This is a genomic window from Devosia sp. UYZn731 (assembly GCF_040546795.1).
Lineage (GTDB): Bacteria > Pseudomonadota > Alphaproteobacteria > Rhizobiales > Devosiaceae > Devosia.
On record NZ_JBEPOL010000001.1, the window covers coordinates 682398 to 698073 of the forward strand.

The 15676-nt window shown below is 64.3% G+C and carries 10 protein-coding genes; 2 read left to right on the forward strand and 8 right to left on the reverse strand.

The genetic code is table 11. The features are described 5' to 3' along the window. Positions 1-13: 13 nt before the first annotated feature. The gene (gene pepN, locus ABIB57_RS03135; protein WP_354038373.1) at positions 14-2653 is read left to right on the forward strand and encodes an aminopeptidase N; all 2640 of its coding nucleotides are present in this window, start codon (positions 14-16) and stop codon (positions 2651-2653) included. Between the two features lie 309 nt (positions 2654-2962). Next, positions 2963-4492, forward strand: a complete 1530-nt coding sequence (locus ABIB57_RS03140; protein WP_354038374.1) for a sensor histidine kinase — start codon at positions 2963-2965, stop codon at positions 4490-4492. A 139-nt stretch (positions 4493-4631) separates the two neighbouring features. Here ABIB57_RS03140 and ABIB57_RS03145 read toward each other — a convergent pair whose 3' ends face one another. From ABIB57_RS03145 to ccmI, 8 genes are all read right to left on the reverse strand, one after another. Beyond that, positions 4632-7514 carry a bifunctional [glutamine synthetase] adenylyltransferase/[glutamine synthetase]-adenylyl-L-tyrosine phosphorylase gene (locus ABIB57_RS03145; protein ID WP_354038375.1) on the reverse strand — a complete coding sequence of 961 codons (2883 nt, stop codon included), beginning with the start codon at positions 7512-7514 and terminating at the stop codon, positions 4632-4634. 265 nt (positions 7515-7779) lie between these two features. Continuing rightward, positions 7780-9189, reverse strand: coding sequence for a sensor histidine kinase (locus ABIB57_RS03150; RefSeq protein ID WP_354038376.1), 1410 nt, complete (start codon positions 9187-9189; stop codon positions 7780-7782). A 3-nt stretch (positions 9190-9192) separates the two neighbouring features. Next, positions 9193-9864, reverse strand: a complete 672-nt coding sequence (locus tag ABIB57_RS03155) for a response regulator transcription factor (RefSeq protein ID WP_299730202.1) — start codon at positions 9862-9864, stop codon at positions 9193-9195. A gap of 98 nt (positions 9865-9962) precedes the next feature. Next, positions 9963-11495 carry a Do family serine endopeptidase gene (locus tag ABIB57_RS03160; protein WP_354038377.1) on the reverse strand — a complete coding sequence of 511 codons (1533 nt, stop codon included), beginning with the start codon at positions 11493-11495 and terminating at the stop codon, positions 9963-9965. A 118-nt stretch (positions 11496-11613) separates the two neighbouring features. Beyond that, positions 11614-12078 (reverse strand): cytochrome c-type biogenesis protein, encoded by a 465-nt coding sequence (locus tag ABIB57_RS03165; protein WP_354038378.1) that lies wholly within the window; start codon positions 12076-12078, stop codon positions 11614-11616. Beyond that, positions 12075-14048 carry a heme lyase CcmF/NrfE family subunit gene (locus ABIB57_RS03170; RefSeq protein ID WP_354038379.1) on the reverse strand — a complete coding sequence of 658 codons (1974 nt, stop codon included), beginning with the start codon at positions 14046-14048 and terminating at the stop codon, positions 12075-12077. The genes ABIB57_RS03165 and ABIB57_RS03170 overlap by 4 nt, the downstream gene beginning before the upstream one ends. After that, on the reverse strand, positions 14048-14530 hold the full coding sequence (ccmE, locus tag ABIB57_RS03175; protein WP_354038380.1) for a cytochrome c maturation protein CcmE: 483 nt from the start codon (positions 14528-14530) through the stop codon (positions 14048-14050). Before ccmE ends, ABIB57_RS03170 begins: the two co-directional genes overlap by 1 nt. Continuing rightward, a complete protein-coding gene (gene ccmI, locus ABIB57_RS03180; RefSeq protein ID WP_354038381.1) occupies positions 14527-15612 on the reverse strand; it encodes a c-type cytochrome biogenesis protein CcmI in 1086 nt (361 codons plus the stop codon). The genes ccmE and ccmI overlap by 4 nt, the downstream gene beginning before the upstream one ends. Between the last annotated feature and the right edge of the window lie 64 nt (positions 15613-15676).

Sequence of the window (15676 nt, forward strand, 5' to 3'; positions counted from 1 at the left end):
AACGGACCCGCTCATGCGCACCGACAGCGAACACACGATCTACCTCAAGGACTATACGCCCAGCCCCTATACGATCGTCGCGGTCGATCTCGATTTTCGGATCACCGCCGAGGGCACGCGGGTGCGCGCGCTGTTGACGGTGGAGCCGCGCGAGGGGACCGAACCGGGCACGCCGCTGGTGCTGGACGGCAATGAGCTGACGCTGACCTCGGTGGCGATCGATGGGGCGCCGTTGATGGTGTCGTCGTATGCGGCCGATGCCGATAGCCTGACGATCGTGGAACCGCCGCTGCGTCGGTTTGTGCTGGAGACTGAGGTTAGCCTCAAACCCGAGACCAATACGCGGCTGATGGGGCTATATCGCTCCAGCGGCACCTGGTGCACGCAGTGCGAGCCCGAGGGGTTTCGGCGCATCACGTATTATCTCGACCGGCCGGACAATCTGGCGGTGTTTAGGGTGACGATGACGGCGCCGCGCGATATCGCGCCGGTGCTGCTGGCCAATGGCAACAAGGTTGCTGCCGGGGATGCCGGCGACGGCATGCATTATGCGGTGTGGGAAGACCCGCATCTGAAGCCGGCTTATTTGTTCGCACTGGTGGCGGGCGATCTCGGCTCGATCACCGACAATTTCACCACCGCATCGGGCCGCAAAGTGGACCTGGCGATCTATTGCGAGCATGGCAAGGAAGACCAGTGCCATTGGGCCATGGACAGTCTCAAGCGGTCGATGAGCTGGGACGAGCGCCGGTTCGGGCGGGAATATGATCTCGATATTTTCAACATCGTCGCCGTGAGTGATTTCAATTTCGGCGCGATGGAGAACAAGGGCCTCAATATCTTCAACGACAAGCTGGTGTTTGCCAAGCCGGACACGGCGACGGACGGGGACTACGAGAATATCGAGCGCGTCATCGCGCATGAATATTTCCACAACTGGACCGGCAATCGCATCACCTGCCGCGACTGGTTCCAGCTTTGCCTCAAGGAAGGGCTGACGGTCTACCGCGACCAGGAATTCACCAGCGACGAGCGCTCGCGGGCGGTCAAGCGCATCTCGGACGTGCAGACATTGCGCAGTGCGCAGTTCCCCGAGGATGGCGGGCCGCTGGCCCACCCTGCCCGGCCGGACCAGTATCGCGAGATCAACAATTTCTACACGGCGACGGTCTACGAAAAGGGCGCCGAAATCGTGCGCATGCTGGCGACACTGCTTGGGGAGGCTGGGTTCCGCAAGGGCATGGACCTTTATTTCGAGCGCCATGATGGACGGGCCACGACCATCGAAGCGTTCCTAGCGGTGTTCGCCGAGGCCAACCAGATCGATCTCGGCCAGTTCCAGACCTGGTATCTGCAGGCGGGCACGCCCAAGCTGACCGTCAGCGACAGCTATGACGCGGCGGCGCAGACCTATCGGCTCAAGCTGGAGCAAAAGACCGAGCCGACGCCGGGCCAGCCGACCAAGCAGGCGCTGGTCATGCCCATCAAGTTCGGGCTGATCGGGCCAAATGGCAGCCCGATGGGCTGGAGCCATGTGAGCGGCGGCGATGTGCGCGACGACATGATCGTGCTGAGCGGCGATAGCGCGGAGATCGTCTTTACCGGCGTGGCTAACCGGCCGGTGCCGTCGCTGCTGCGGGGGTTTTCGGCGCCGGTCAATATGACCACGACGCTGACGCAGGACGACCGCCTGTTCCTGGCGCGGCATGACAGCGATCCGTTTGGTCGCTGGCAGGCGCTGCAGGATGTCAGCATGGCGCTGGCGGTGGGCGCGGTGAATGGCACGCCGTGGGCGGAAGACGCGGTCACTGCCTTGCGCCAGGCGATGGCCGATACGTTGGCCAATGACAACCTGGACGACGCGTTCAAGGCGCTGGCGTTGGTCCTGCCGGGGGAAGCGCTGATCGCGCGGACGATCGGCAAGGATATCGATCCGGCCAAGATCCACGATGTGCGCGACCAGCTCAACCGGGCCGTGTTCGGGCCGCTGACGAGCCAGGTGACCGCGGCCTATATCAAGCTGACGAGCGACTTGCCTTATGCGCCCGACGCGGCAAGTTCGGGGCGCCGGGCGCTGCGCAACAGGCTGTTGGGCCTGCTGGTTGCCAGTGGCGCGTCCGAGGGACCGAAGCTGGCGGCGCAGCAATATGCTGACGCTTCCAACATGACGGACCGCTTCGCGGCTTTGGCCGTCTCCGGCGCGGCGTGGACGGGAGAGGCGCCGGTGCTGTTGGCCGATTTCCGCACCAGGTTCGGCGGCGATCCGCTGGTGCTGGACAAGTGGTTGAGCGTATCGGCCAGCGCGCAGGACGATGGCGTGCTGGAGCGGGTCAGGGCGATCCTGGCCGATCCGAACTTCCCCAAGAACAACCCCAACCGGCTGCGGGCATTGGTGGGGGCGTTTGCGATGAACAACCCAACGCAATTTGCGCGGCCGGACGGCGCGGGCTTCCGCTTCGTGGCGGATTTTGTGGCCGACGTGGACACGCGCAATCCGCAGGTTGCCGCACGGGTGCTGACGGGCTTCCGCATCTGGCCGATGCTCGAACCGGTGCGCCGGGCAGCAGCAAAATCCGCCCTAACGACGCTGCAATCCAAGGGCGGCTTGAGCCGCAACACGGCGGACATCCTGACCCGCACGCTGGCGGGTTAAGTTCCCCTGCGGTAGCAAAATTTTTCTTTCGGGCTAAGTGATTCAGGCGACTCGTGAATTTCGCGGGCCGCCTGAACTGTACAGAAAGCGACTCTGGACAGGGTGGGGTGGCTTGATTCATTGTTTGTTAAGGGCAAATCGGGTGGGCTGATTTCCCTGACATTCATGGAGTTTTGCATGCGGTCGGCGGACTTGTCCGGCGTCGGCGCTGAACGATTCAGCGTTGACGAAGGAGCGGTAAACATGCGCGGAAAACGGGGCAATACCGCCCCGAAATCCAGGCCGGCAATCCGGCAAGGACTTTCGCCCGTGACGTCCGCGGTCGCGCTGACGGCAATCCTGGCCGCTACGCTGTTTGTGATCTTCGACGGCATCCGCACCCTGCATGACGCGCGTGGGGAATTGTCCAGCATCGGGCGTTCGATCCTGCGGGATATTGCCGACCTATCGCCCGATACGGCCCAGGCCGGACTATCGGGCGCCGTCGGCCGCTACTCGCCCACCATGCGCGCCAGTTTTCGCCCGGTCGATGCCCCGGCAGAGGGCGGCCTGATCAGCCAGGATATTCCCGCCGGGGGTTTGGGCGTGCTGTCGCTGGCACGGGAGCAGACCGAGGCGCTTGCCGGCGTATGGCAACGTGGGCTGGGCGCTTATCTCGTGGCTTTCCTGATTATCGGGCTTGCCTATTTCCGCGCCAGGACGGCCCAGACGCCCAACGCCATGCAGAGGCAGAACTACCAGACCATGGCGTCGGTCATTCCGATGGGTGTCGCGTGCTGGACCGCCGCTGGAAAGCTGATCCTCTGCAATGAACAATATCGCGACGGCCTCATGCTGGGCGGCAAGGATCTGGCCTATCCCGAGGTGGTCAAACAATTGATCGCCGGGGGCCACATGAAGCTGGTCAACGGCGAGCACAATAACCGCTTGCTGGAACTGCATCGCGAGGACGGCACGTGCCTGTTGATCGACGAGCGCCCGATCGGCGACGGCAGCTTCATGACGCTGGTCAGCGACGTTACGGAACGCAAACGGACCGACAGCATGCTGCGGTCCATTCGCGAGGAACAGCGCCTGCTGGCCCGGCGCTATCACGAGGAAAAGCTCAAGGCGGAGGCTGCGAGCGTCGCCAAGACCAACTTCCTGGCCCATCTCAGCCACGATATCCGCACCCCGCTCAACCATATCATCGGCTTTGCCGAGCTGATGCGGCACCAGACCTATGGGCCGCTGGGCGACGCGCGCTATGCCGATTACGTGCAGTCGATCAAGACAAGCGGCGAGCGGCTGCTGGCCTCGTTCGCGACCATTCTCGACTTCACCGAACTCGAAAGCGGCCAGAAGGAACTGCGCGTCGATCCGATCGCGGTGGATGGGCTGATCGAGAGCGTGGCCCAACGCTTCCGTGGCCAGGCAGCGCGGGCCGGCGTGAATGTCATCATGGGCGCAGCGACTGGCGCAGTGCTGCATGGCGATGGATTGGGCCTGCAACGCATGTTGGGCAACATCGTGGATAACGCGATCCGGTTTACCCCCAGCGGCGGCAGCGTGACCATGGCGGCCTATGCGGCGCGGGATGGCCTCGTGATCGAGATCTCCGATACTGGCCTGGGCATGAGTGAAGAACGGCTGGCAACGCTGTCCCACCCGTTCGCCTTGGGGGACGCGACTTTTACGCGCGAGGGCATGGGGCCCGGCCTGGGCATATCCATCGCCCGTGCCATAGCCGAACTCAGCGGTGGACGCATCGCCATCGATTCCAGCTTGTCGCTGGGGACGACGGTGGCGATTTCCCTGCCGCTGCAGAGTGTAGCCGCGACAATGGTGGCTGCGGAGTGACCTTCTTCACCTCTCCCTTTGGGGGAGAGGTCGGCGCACAGCGAAGGGTGAGGGGGCCTTCCGCAGGCACCTCACCCAGTAAAGGCCCCCTCACCCGACCCAACAGGGTCGACCTCTCCCCCAAAGGGAGAGGTGAAGATCAGAGCGCTCGGGCCTTGGCGTACCACAGCTCGGCGGCCGTTTTGGCTTCGGCTTGCATGGATTTCAGGTCTAGTTCCAGCCGGCCGAAATCGGGGTAGTGGGTGAGGCTGGCGAGCAATTCCTTGAAGGCTTCGGTCCAGGCTTCGTCTTTGAAGGGATGGACCAGGGCGCTGCTCATGACCTGGAGCACGGTGGAATAGACATCGTGGATTTCCGCCAGGCGGGCGCCCTCGGGCACGAGGCCAGTTTCGCCGAGGCGGGCCAGCACGCGGGCGGTGAGGGCTTGTGGCAAGCGTATGGTTTCGCCGGCGACGAGCTGGGCGGATTGAGCGATGAATTCGAGGTCGACCAGGCCGCCCTCGGCGAGCTTCAGATCGAAGGGATGGCGGGCCGGGCGTTCGCGGGCCATTAGCGCGCGCATCGAGACCACCTCGGCGATCGTCTTTTCGACGTCGCGGTGACGCTGCATGACCTCGGCGATGGCAGCGTCGACCTCGTAGCCAAGCTCGCCATCAGCCATGACGACGCGCGCCCGGCTGAGCGCCAGATGCTCCCAGGTCCAGGCATTATCGCGGTGATAGTTGCGGAAGCCCGGCAGTCCGGTGGCGAGCGGGCCGGCATTGCCGGAGGGCCGCAGGCGCATGTCGGCCTCGTAGAGCACGCCCTCGGCCGTTGGCGCAGTGATGGCGGCGACGAGGCGCTGGGTGAGGCGCGTAAAGTAGTGATTGGTGCTGAGGGGCTTGGCGCCGTCCGACTCGGCGTCGGGGGCGTCGTAGAGCATGATGAAATCGAGGTCCGACGTAACCGTCATCTCGCGGCTCGCCATCTTGCCGAAGGCTAGAAGTGCCACCCTGCCCCCGGGAATGGCGCCATGGCGGCGTTCAAACTCGGCGCGCACGTTGCCGAACAGGCGTTGCAGAAGCGTTTCGGCGAGGGCGGTAAACTGCTCTCCGGCCATGGTGGCGGTTACGGTGCCCGAGAGCAGGCCGGCGGCGATCAGGAATTTCTGCTCCTGGCCGATGATGCGGGCGCGGTCGATGATCTCCTCATAGGAGCGCGCTTCGGCGAGAAAGCTGTCGACCTTGCCGACCAGCACTTCGCGGCGAGTGATGTCGTCGGCGAAGGCCGGATCGATCAGCCCATCCATGACATGGGCGCGGTGAATGACGGACTCCGCCATGCGGGGGGCCGAGGCCAGCAATTGCACCAGTAGCGTGCGCAACTGGGGGTGGGTGCGCAACAGGGCGAAGAGCTGCACACCGGAGGGGAGGCGCGACAGGAAGTTGTCGAAACGCGCCAGCGCCTCGTCGGCATTACCGGCGGTGCCGAGCGTGGCTAGCAGGGCCGGCAACAGTTCGGTTAGTTGCGCGCGGGCGGCGGCGGCGCGGGTGGCGGGGTAACCGCCATAATGCCATTTGCGGACGGTTTCGCTGGCGAGATGGCCGTCGGCAAAACCCATGCGGGCCAGGGTTTCCAGCGTTTCCGGATCATCGTCGCTGCCGGTGAAGACGAGGTTGCCTTCGCCGCTGCCCAGGGATTCGCCTTCGGTGAAGAGTTCGGCGTAATAGCTGGCCACCAGCTCCAGCGCGGCGCGGTAGGCGGTTTCGAATTTTTGCAGATCGGGTTCGCCCATGAGGCGGGCGATGACGGCGACCTCGCCGGGCGTCGAGGGCATGATGTGGGTCTGCTCGTCGCGCAGCATTTGCAGGCGGTTTTCGACGGCGCGGAGATACCAATAGGTTTGGGTGAGTTCGGTGGCGGCCTTGGTGGTGATCCAGTTGGCCTTGGCCAGAGCCGCCAGCGCAAAAGCAGTCGGCTTGACGCGCAGGTCGGGGTCGCGGCCGCCGGCGATCAATTGCTGGGTCTGGGTGAAAAACTCGATCTCGCGGATGCCGCCGCGGCCGAGCTTGACGTTGTGGCCCTCGACCCGGATATCGCCGACCTTCTTGGCGATGTTGATCTGGCGCTTCATGGCCTGGATATCGGCGATCATGGCGTAGTCGAGATGCTTGCGCCACACATAGGGGGTGAGCTGCTTGAGGAAGGCCTCGCCGACGGATTTATCGCCAGCACAGGCGCGGGCCTTGATCCAGGCGGCACGTTCCCAGTTCTGGCCGCGGCTCTCGTAATAGGCGAGCGCGGCGTCGAACGAGAGGGCCAGCGGGGTCGAGCCTGGATCGGGACGCAGGCGCAGGTCGGTGCGGAACACATAGCCGCCGGCGCGCCGCTCCTCCATCAGACCGACGAGCTTTTGCACCATGCGGGAATAGGCTTTCCCGGCTTCGGACGGATCGGCCAGAACCGGCTTTTCGGGATCGTAGAAGGCGACGATGTCGATATCGGAGGAGTAGTTGAGTTCGCGGCCGCCATGCTTGCCGAGGGCGAAGAGGGCGAGGCCGGAATTGGCGGCAGTGGCTTGTTCAAGGGGGATGGCGAGCAAGCCCTTGGCGTGGGCCTGGCGCATCAGGACATTGAGGGCGGCGTCGAGGGCGGCATCGCCGAGATCGGACAGGGCAGCGGTGGATTGGGCCGTGGTCCAGGCACCGCCGGTTTCGGCGATGGCGGCGAGGAGGGCCGTGCGGCCTTTGGCGGTGCGGAGGATGGGGGAGAGGATGTCCTCGTCGGCGGCAGTTTGGCCGGCATTGGTGACGGTATCGAGGATGGTGGCGAAGGCGGTGTCGGGGGTAAGCGCGAGGGTGGTCGCGAGCCAGCCAGCATTAGCCTGGGCAAGATCGAAGAGGTAGGGGGCGGATTCGAGGAGAGGGCCAAGCGTGGGGGCGGCGGGCGCGATGGTGTCGCGGTCCTCGGACGGCAGGCTGGCAAGCCAAGCGTCGAAGCGGGGATGCGGGATGGGCGGCAGCGGGGAGAGGTTAATGGCCATGAGCGAGGGATAGCTTGGAGGGCGATCGGGGGCAAGGCAGAGTGGAATTGTGCCATGCGTGGACCACCGATGTTCTAGCTGCCAGCAATCCTCCCGCGCGCTCAGTCTGTTCCCCTCCCCCTTGAGGGGAGGGCTAGGGTGGGGGTGTCTAGGCCCGGCCGAACTCGTCGCCATCAGATTGCTGAACTGCCGACGCCCCCACCCTCAACCCCTCCCTCAAGGGGAAGGAGGCGGTCCGGTGGGAGTCCGAGTGGACAAGCGCACGCTAAGCCCCCGGCAAATCCATCACCGCACGCACGCCCGGCGCGTTGTCTTCGATGGTGAAGGTGCCGCCGTGGAGGCGCGTCACGGCATCGACCAGGGACAGGCCAAGGCCGGAGCCCGTCTCGGTGCGGCTGACATCGAGCCGGACGAAGCGTTCGATGACGCGCTTGCGGTCTTCGGGGGGAATGCCGGGGCCGTTGTCGGCGACCTCGATGATGACGCGGCCGTCAGCCTGGCGGAGGCCGACGGTGATGCGACCGGCGGGGCCGGCCAGGGGCTTGGCGTATTTGACGGCGTTTTCGAGCAGGTTGACCATAGCCTGGCCGATCAGTTCTCGATTGCCGTGCAGATGCACATCAGGGGTGATCGCGGTTTCGATGGTGATGCCTTCGTCCTCGGCCACCGGGCCGTAGAGCTCGGCCACATCGGCGACGACGGCGCTCACATCGACATCGGCCAGTGCGCCCGAGGGGGCGCCGGCTTCGGCGCGGGCGATCATCAGCAGCGCGTTGAAGGTCTGGATCAGGCGGTCGCTCTCGGCGATGGTGGTTTCCAGTGCGTTCTGGCGGGACTGGTCGCTGGCGCCATCGCGCAGGGCCGCCTCGGCCTGGTTGCGCAGGCGGGTCAGCGGCGTCTTGAGGTCGTGCGCGACGTTGTCGGTGACCTCCTTGAGGCCCTGCAATAGCTGCTCGATGCGGTCGAGCATGGCGTTGAGGTTGGTGGCGAGGCCATCGAACTCGTCATTGCGCTTCGTGATCGGCACGCGTTCGGAGAGATTGCCGGACATGATCTTGGTGGAGGTATCGCGGATTGCGTCGATACGGCGCAGCACGCGGCGGGCGGTGATGCCGCCGGCAACCACGGAGAACAGGATGATGCCGATCACGCCGACAAGGAAGCTCTGTACGATGATGGCCGAATAGCCTCGGCGCTCGACCACGTCGCGCCCGACGACCAGCACCATGCCATTATCGAGTTGCACCGAGCGCACCACGGCAAAGCCGGGTCGTGGCGGCCGGTCGTCGGTCTCGCCATCGTCGGCGACCGGATTGGCGGGCTCGTAATCGAAACTGTAGACGCCGGGATCGCGGAGGGCCTCGACCGGGATCTGGGTGACATTGCCCAGCAGGTATTGGCCGGCGGCGTCGCCCAGGTAGTAGACCCCCGGCCCCGGCCGGCTGGAAAATCGCTCAACGGCGAAGGCCAGCGCGCGGATGCCCTGATTGCTCTCGATGCGCTGCAACTGGCGGATTTCGCGGTCGATGTCGTCGGTCTGCTGGCGCTGAATCTGCACGCTGGATTGCCAGGTGATGAAGGCCAGCAGCAGGATGGCGAACAGCACGAAAATCAGGATGAACGTCGCCGTCAGCCTGACCGTCGAGGTGCGCCAGAGTTGGGAAAGCCGATACAAAGCCTACTCGCGGATCATGTAGCCGGCGCCGCGCACAGTGTGCAGCAACGGGGTGGCATAGCCCTTGTCGATCTTGGAGCGCAGGCGCGACATGTGCACGTCGATGACATTGGTCTGCGGATCGAAATGATAATCCCAGACATTTTCCAGCAGCATGGTGCGGGTCACGACCTTGCCGGCATTCTTCATCAGATATTCGAGCAGGCGGAATTCGCGCGGTTGCAGCAGCACGGCTTCGCCAGAGCGCTCGACCTTGCGGCTGAGCCGGTCGAGCGACAGGTCGCCCACGTCATAGCTGGTGGCGGCCTCCGAGGGGCTGGAGCGGCGGGCCAGGACTTCGACGCGCGCCAAAAGTTCGGTGAAGGCATAGGGCTTGGTCAGGTAGTCGTCGCCGCCGGCACGCAGACCCGTCACGCGGTCGTCGACCTCGCCAAGGGCGGAGAGAATGAGGACGGGGGTTTTGTCGCCTTCGGCACGAAGACTCTCGACAATGGAGAGGCCGTCGCGGCGGGGCAGCATGCGGTCGACGATCAAGACGTCATAGTCCATGCCGGACGCCATGGCGTACCCGGTTTCGCCGTCGGCGGCGTGGTGGGTGACGTGGCCGGCCTCATCGAGCGCCTGGATGAGGTAGCTCGCGGCCTCCCGATCATCTTCGATCAGTAATATTTTCACCGCGGGCTCCTGAGTGTGAAAGATCGGCTCCGGTGCGAACACCGGAGCCTGCTGAGCTTGTAGGGCTGGCTCCGGTGCAAGCACCGGCGCCAGCGTGGTTATTTACCGTCGCCGAGCGGCAGGCCGATGAAGCGGGCTTCGCCACCGCGGCTGGCCTTGATCAGGGCGGTATTGAGACCCTTGGCCTTGACGGCCGCAAGAGCGGTTTCGAACTCATCGACGGTTGCCACCGGCTTATTGTCGACTTCCAGGATCGCGTCGCCGACAGCAAAGCCCTTTTCAGCGGCCGGGCTGTTCTCGTCGATGTCTTGGATCAGGAGGCCCCCCGAACCGTCAGAGTTTGGTACCAAGGTCAGGCCGACGCTGGACGGCGCAGGCTTGACTTCGGCGGGAGGCGTTGGCTTGGACGGCTCGCTCTGGGCGGCGTCTTCCGTCAGTGTGCCCAGCTTGACCGAGATCTTGGTTTCGGCTCCGTCGCGCCAGATGGTCAGCTCGACGGTGGAGTCGGGAGCCTTGCCGGCGATGGTACGGCTCAGGCCGAGCGCATCGTCGATCGGCGTGCCGTCAACTGCAGTGACGATGTCGCCCGACTTGACGCCAGCCTTGCCGGCCGGCGAGTCGGCGGTGGGTTCACGCACGATGGCGCCCTTGGCGTGCTGCAGACCAACGCCATCGGCGATGTCCTTGGTCACGTCCTGGATCGACACGCCGAGATAACCACGGGTAATGCCGTTGCCGGTCTTGAGCTGGTCAACGATGGTCTTGACGGTGGAGGCCGGGATGGCGAAGGCGATACCGACATTGCCGCCATTCGGCGAATAGATGGCGGTATTGACGCCGACCACTTCACCCTTGGTGTTGAAAGTCGGGCCACCCGAATTGCCGGTGTTCACCGCGGCGTCGATCTGCAGGAAATCGCCATAATTGGAGCCGCCGATATTGCGGCCCTTGGCGGAGATCACGCCGGCCGTCACCGTGCCGCCGAGGCCGAACGGATTGCCGACGGCAACCACCCAGTCGCCAACGCGGCTTGGCGTGGTCTCGAAGCTGACGAAGGGCAGATCCTTGCCCTCGATCTTGACCACGGCAAGGTCGGTGCGCGGATCGGTGCCAATGATCTTGGCGGTCTCTTCGTCGCCATTGTCGAACACGACGGTGACTTTGGTGGCGTTTTCGACGACGTGGTTATTGGTGACGATGTAGCCGTCGCTCGAAATCACGAAGCCGGAGCCGGCCGCCATGAACTTGCGGGGAGCCTGCTGTTCCTGCTGATCACCGCCCTGGCCACCGAACTGGTCACCAAACTGCTGGAAGAAATCGTGGAACGGATGATCCTTGGGCAGGTCGGGCATATTGAAATTGCCGCCGCCGCGCTGCACGTCCTGCGGGCCCTCGGTGGCCTCGACCAGGATCGACACCACGGCTGGCTTGACGGCTTCGACGAGGTCAGCGAACCCGGACTGCGGCTGCGCGGCTTCCGGCACGACGATCTGGGCGGCCTTCTGGACCTGAGCGGTTGCGGGCAGGCCAGTCAGCACGTAGGCGGTGGACACCCCGCCAATGCCCACGATCAGCGCCAGCATGGACGCTCCGAGCCAGCGGCGGGTACGTGAAAGAAGAGTCGGGCGCATGAGAATCGGTCTCCTTGGATAAGCTCTCAACAGCTTGTGGCTGTAGTTATGAAAGCCCTCGCCTTGCTGCGAGGTTGCGCCGACATTAAAGTTTAGTAAGTCGGAAAGAAGGTGGGGACTAAGCCTGCGGACCGTCCAGGGAGTCCAATGCCCGCTGTTCTTCGGCGCTCAACTCATCCACGGCGACCGGCTTGCGGCGGCGGCGGGCCATGATGACGAGAACGATCAGGCCGATGACCAGCAGGCCTGGAGCGGCGAACCACAGCAGCAGCGTGTGGCCTTCGACGCGAGGACGTAGCAGCACGAATTCGCCGTAACGGTCCACGAGAAATTGGCGCACCTGATCGTCGGTATCGCCGGCTGTCAGGCGTTCGCGCACGAGGACGCGGATGTCCTTGGCAAGGTCGGCGTCGCTATCGTCGATCGATTCGTTCTGGCAGACGAGGCATCGAAGTTCGGTGGAGATATCGCGGGCGCGTTGTTCTAGCGCCGGATCGGCCAGCATTTCGTCTGGATTGACGGCCCACGCGGTGGGCGTGATCGCCAGCAGCGCGCAGAGCAGCAGCGAGCGCAGCCAGCTCATTCTGCGGGCTCCGGCATGGCCTTGAGGGCGCGACGGGGTGCGCCGATGCGCTGGCGGCGATCGGTAAGCGACAGCGCCCCTGCCCCGGCCATCAGCAAGGCGCCGAGCCAGATCAGCGTGATATACGGCTTGTGCCAGATGCGGACGACATGGGTGTCCTTCAGCGGCTCGCCCAGTTGCAGGTAGAGCTGGGAGAAGCCGTAGGTGCCGATGGCGGCTTCGGTGGTGGGGATGCCGCTGGCCACATAAGTGCGGCGCTGGGCCACCATGGTCCGTGTGCCACCGCCCGGCGCCGTGATGGTGAAATCGCCCTGGTCGGCAATGTAATTGGGGCCTTGCACCTGCGAGGATTTGTCGAAGGCGATGGTGTAGCCGGACAATTGCGCGGTTTCGCCGGGATTGAGCGTGGTCACCAGTTCGGTTTCCCACGCCGTCGTCGCCACGATGCCGAGCACGGCAATGCCAATGCCAAAATGGGCGATAGCCGTCGAGTAAGCCGAGCGCGGCAGACCGATAAGCCGACGCCAGCTTTCAGCCAGAGGAATGCGGCCCAGCTTGCTGCGGTCGATCAGTTCGGCGACTGCGCCGAACGCAACCCAGAAACCCAGCAGCAGGCCCAGCGGCGCCAGCGAAATCGAGATGCCACCCAGAGCCGAAATCAGGATGGTGAGGAAAATTGCCAGCGCCGCCGCCCCGATCAGGCGTTGTGCTGCGCCAAGGACGTCAGCCCGTTTCCAGGCCAGCATCGGGCCGAATGGCAGCACGATCAACAATGGCACCATCAGCGCGGCAAAGGTCAGGTTGAAGAACGGCGCCCCCACCGAAATCGTGGTGCCCGCAATGGCGTCGAGCAGGAGCGGGTAGAGCGTGCCGACCAACACCGCGCCCATCGCCGTGGCGAGGAACAGGTTATTGAGGATCAAAGCGCCTTCACGGCTGACCGGCGCGAACAGGCCGCCGGTGCGTAGCGCAGAAGCGCGCATGGCGAACAGGATGAAGGCGCCGCCGATGATCAGCGCCAGCAGCGCCAGGATGACCAGCCCGCGCGTCGGATCGCTGGCGAACGTATGGATCGAGGTCAGGATGCCCGAGCGCACGAGGAAGGTGCCGAGCAACGACAGCGAAAAGGTGATGATGGACAGAAACACCGTCCAGATTTTCAGCGCATTGCGCTTTTCCATCACCAGCGCCGAATGCAGCAGCGCGGTGCCGGCCAACCAGGGCATGAAACTAGCGTTTTCGACCGGGTCCCAGAACCACCAGCCGCCCCAGCCAAGCTCGTAATAGGCCCAGTAGGAGCCCATGGCGATGCCCAGGGTGAGGAACATCCAGCTCAGCACGGCCCACGGCCGAACCCAGCGCGCCCAGGCTTGGTCGATGCGGCCAGAAATCAGCGCACCGATGGCGAATGAGAAGCAGATCGAGAAGCCCACATAGCCGGCGTAAAGCAGCGGCGGGTGGATGGCGAGGCCGATATCCTGCAGCACCGGATTGAGATCGGCGCCTTCCAGTGGCGGCGGGATCATGCGCGCGAACGGGTTGGAGGTGAACAGGGTGAACCCGGCAAAGGCCGCGACCAGCATGCTCTGCGTCGCCAGCACCAGCGACAGCAGGTCGGACGGCAGACGCCGCCCAAAGGCCGCCACCATGGCGCCAAAGGCGACCAGGATCATCACCCAGAGCACCATTGAGCCCTCGTGATTACCCCAGACGCCAGAAATCTTGAAAATCAGGGGTTTCAGCGAATGCGAATTATCCGCCGCCAGTTTCAGCGAAAAATCGGAGGTGACAAAGGCCTGAATCAGCGCCGCAAAGGAAGCCGCGACCAGCACGAATTGCAGCACCGCGCCTTGGCTGAGGAACAGCGAAATACGCTCGCCGGTGCGCCAGAACATGTAGCCGCCAATGGTGGAAATGGTGGCGATGGCAAAGGCCAGAATCAGCGCAAAATGTCCAAGTTCGATCGACATCAGTTGGTCGCTCCCGCCGTTTCCGGACGCCATTCGCCGCTGGCCTTGAGCGCCTCGACCACTTCCTTGGGGATGTAGTTTTCGTCGTGCTTGGCCAGCACATTGGTGGCGGCGAACTTGCCGTCCGGCGTCATGCTGCCCTCGGCGACCACGCCCTGCCCCTCGCGGAACAGATCAGGCAGAATGCCCGTATAGGAGGCGGTGAGTTCGGATTTGCCGTCGGTAACCACGAACACGTTACTGTCGCCATTGCGCACCCAGGAGCCGTCCTTGACCAGGCCGCCCAACCGGATCGGTTGGCCGGCGACGACTTCGCGAGTCGCCACATCGGATGGCGAATAAAAGAACACGATCTGGTCACGCAAAGCCACCAACACCAGCGTAGTCGCCAGTGCCAGGACGATGGCGAGACCGGCGATCAGCCCCAGGCGTTTCTGCTTGCGGGTCCAGCCCTTGCGGCGGACAGCCGATGGCATGGTCATGGTGTCGCTCCCTTAAGCCCGGCTTCCAGCGCTACGGCATCGAGATCGCCGCGATCGAACGCCTTCGGATAGGCCTTGAGCGCATCGTCATAGGCTGCCTGCGCTTTGGTCAAGTCCTTCAATACCACATAGGCGCGCACCAGCTGCGTCCATTCCTCGATGGAGCCGCCTTGAGTATCGAGCCGCGCGGCGAGGCCGGCGACCATGCTGGCGATAGCATCGGAGGTGGGGGTAGGTGTTCCGGCGGGCGCGACGCCCTTGTTCAGCGCGACGGCCCGGCCTTCGCTGGCGGCCGTGACCCAGGGCTCGTCGCCTTTGGACAGCGCCAAGGCCGCGTCCCAGGCCTTAACCGCGTCGTCATATTGGGCGCTGCGGGTCAGTTCAGCGGCAATGTAAAGCCGCGACAGCACGTGGGTGGGATCGCTCGCGGCCGCGCTTTGCAGCAGGGACAGTGCCTCGCCGGCGGCGCTGCCATTGGACTGCAGCATCAGGGTTTCGGCCAAAGCCGTCTGGATATCGGCATTGCCGCCGCCCAGTTCGATGATGCGGCGATAGGCATGCTCAGCCTCGGGATATTTCCCGGTTTGCAGGTAGACCGGGGCAATCACCGACCAGCCGCGCAGGTCGTCCGGCGTGACCGTCAGTTGCTTCTCGATGCGCGCGATGGCGGCTGGAAGATCGATGTCTTGGGCCGCAGCTTCGGTGCGTCCGGCGAGGGGCTGGCTTGGCAATTCGGGGCTCCCCAGCATCCAGTAGGTCACCAGACTCAACACCGCGACGGCCCCAAGAAACGCGGCGATCGTGCCTCGCCCAATCTCGGCTTTGGGCTTGGCATTGGCGTCCACCTCGGCCTGCTGGCGCAGCATTTCGCGCGCCAGTTCGCCCCTGGCGGCGATGGCCTCGGGTTCGCCGAGCTTGCCATTGGCCAAATCGGCGTCAATCCCCGCCAGCACAAGGCGAAAATGGTTGTTGGCAGGCGGTGAATCGGGTCCAGTTGCGTTGACCATGCGACCAGCCGCCGCATAATACAGTGCAGCGCAAGCAATGGCGGTTACGGCGATGGCAATAAACCAGAAAAGCATGGGCCCTGAGATGCTTGACGCCGTCATGCGGCAAGAGAAGCGAGCTATAAGCCAACTGCGGCGA

What these genes read in the sequence shown, in the direction of transcription:
- pepN (WP_354038373.1), top strand. Translation starts at nt 14, where the DNA reads ATGCGCACCGACAGCGAACACACGATCTACCTCAAGGACTATACGCCC.
- ABIB57_RS03145 (WP_354038375.1), bottom strand. Translation starts at nt 7,514, where the DNA reads ATGGCCATTAACCTCTCCCCGCTGCCGCCCATCCCGCATCCCCGCTTC.
- ABIB57_RS03160 (WP_354038377.1), bottom strand. Translation starts at nt 11,495, where the DNA reads ATGCGCCCGACTCTTCTTTCACGTACCCGCCGCTGGCTCGGAGCGTCC.
- ABIB57_RS03165 (WP_354038378.1), bottom strand. Translation starts at nt 12,078, where the DNA reads ATGAGCTGGCTGCGCTCGCTGCTGCTCTGCGCGCTGCTGGCGATCACG.
- ABIB57_RS03170 (WP_354038379.1), bottom strand. Translation starts at nt 14,048, where the DNA reads ATGTCGATCGAACTTGGACATTTTGCGCTGATTCTGGCCTTTGCCATC.
- ccmE (WP_354038380.1), bottom strand. Translation starts at nt 14,530, where the DNA reads ATGACCATGCCATCGGCTGTCCGCCGCAAGGGCTGGACCCGCAAGCAG.
- ccmI (WP_354038381.1), bottom strand. Translation starts at nt 15,612, where the DNA reads ATGCTTTTCTGGTTTATTGCCATCGCCGTAACCGCCATTGCTTGCGCT.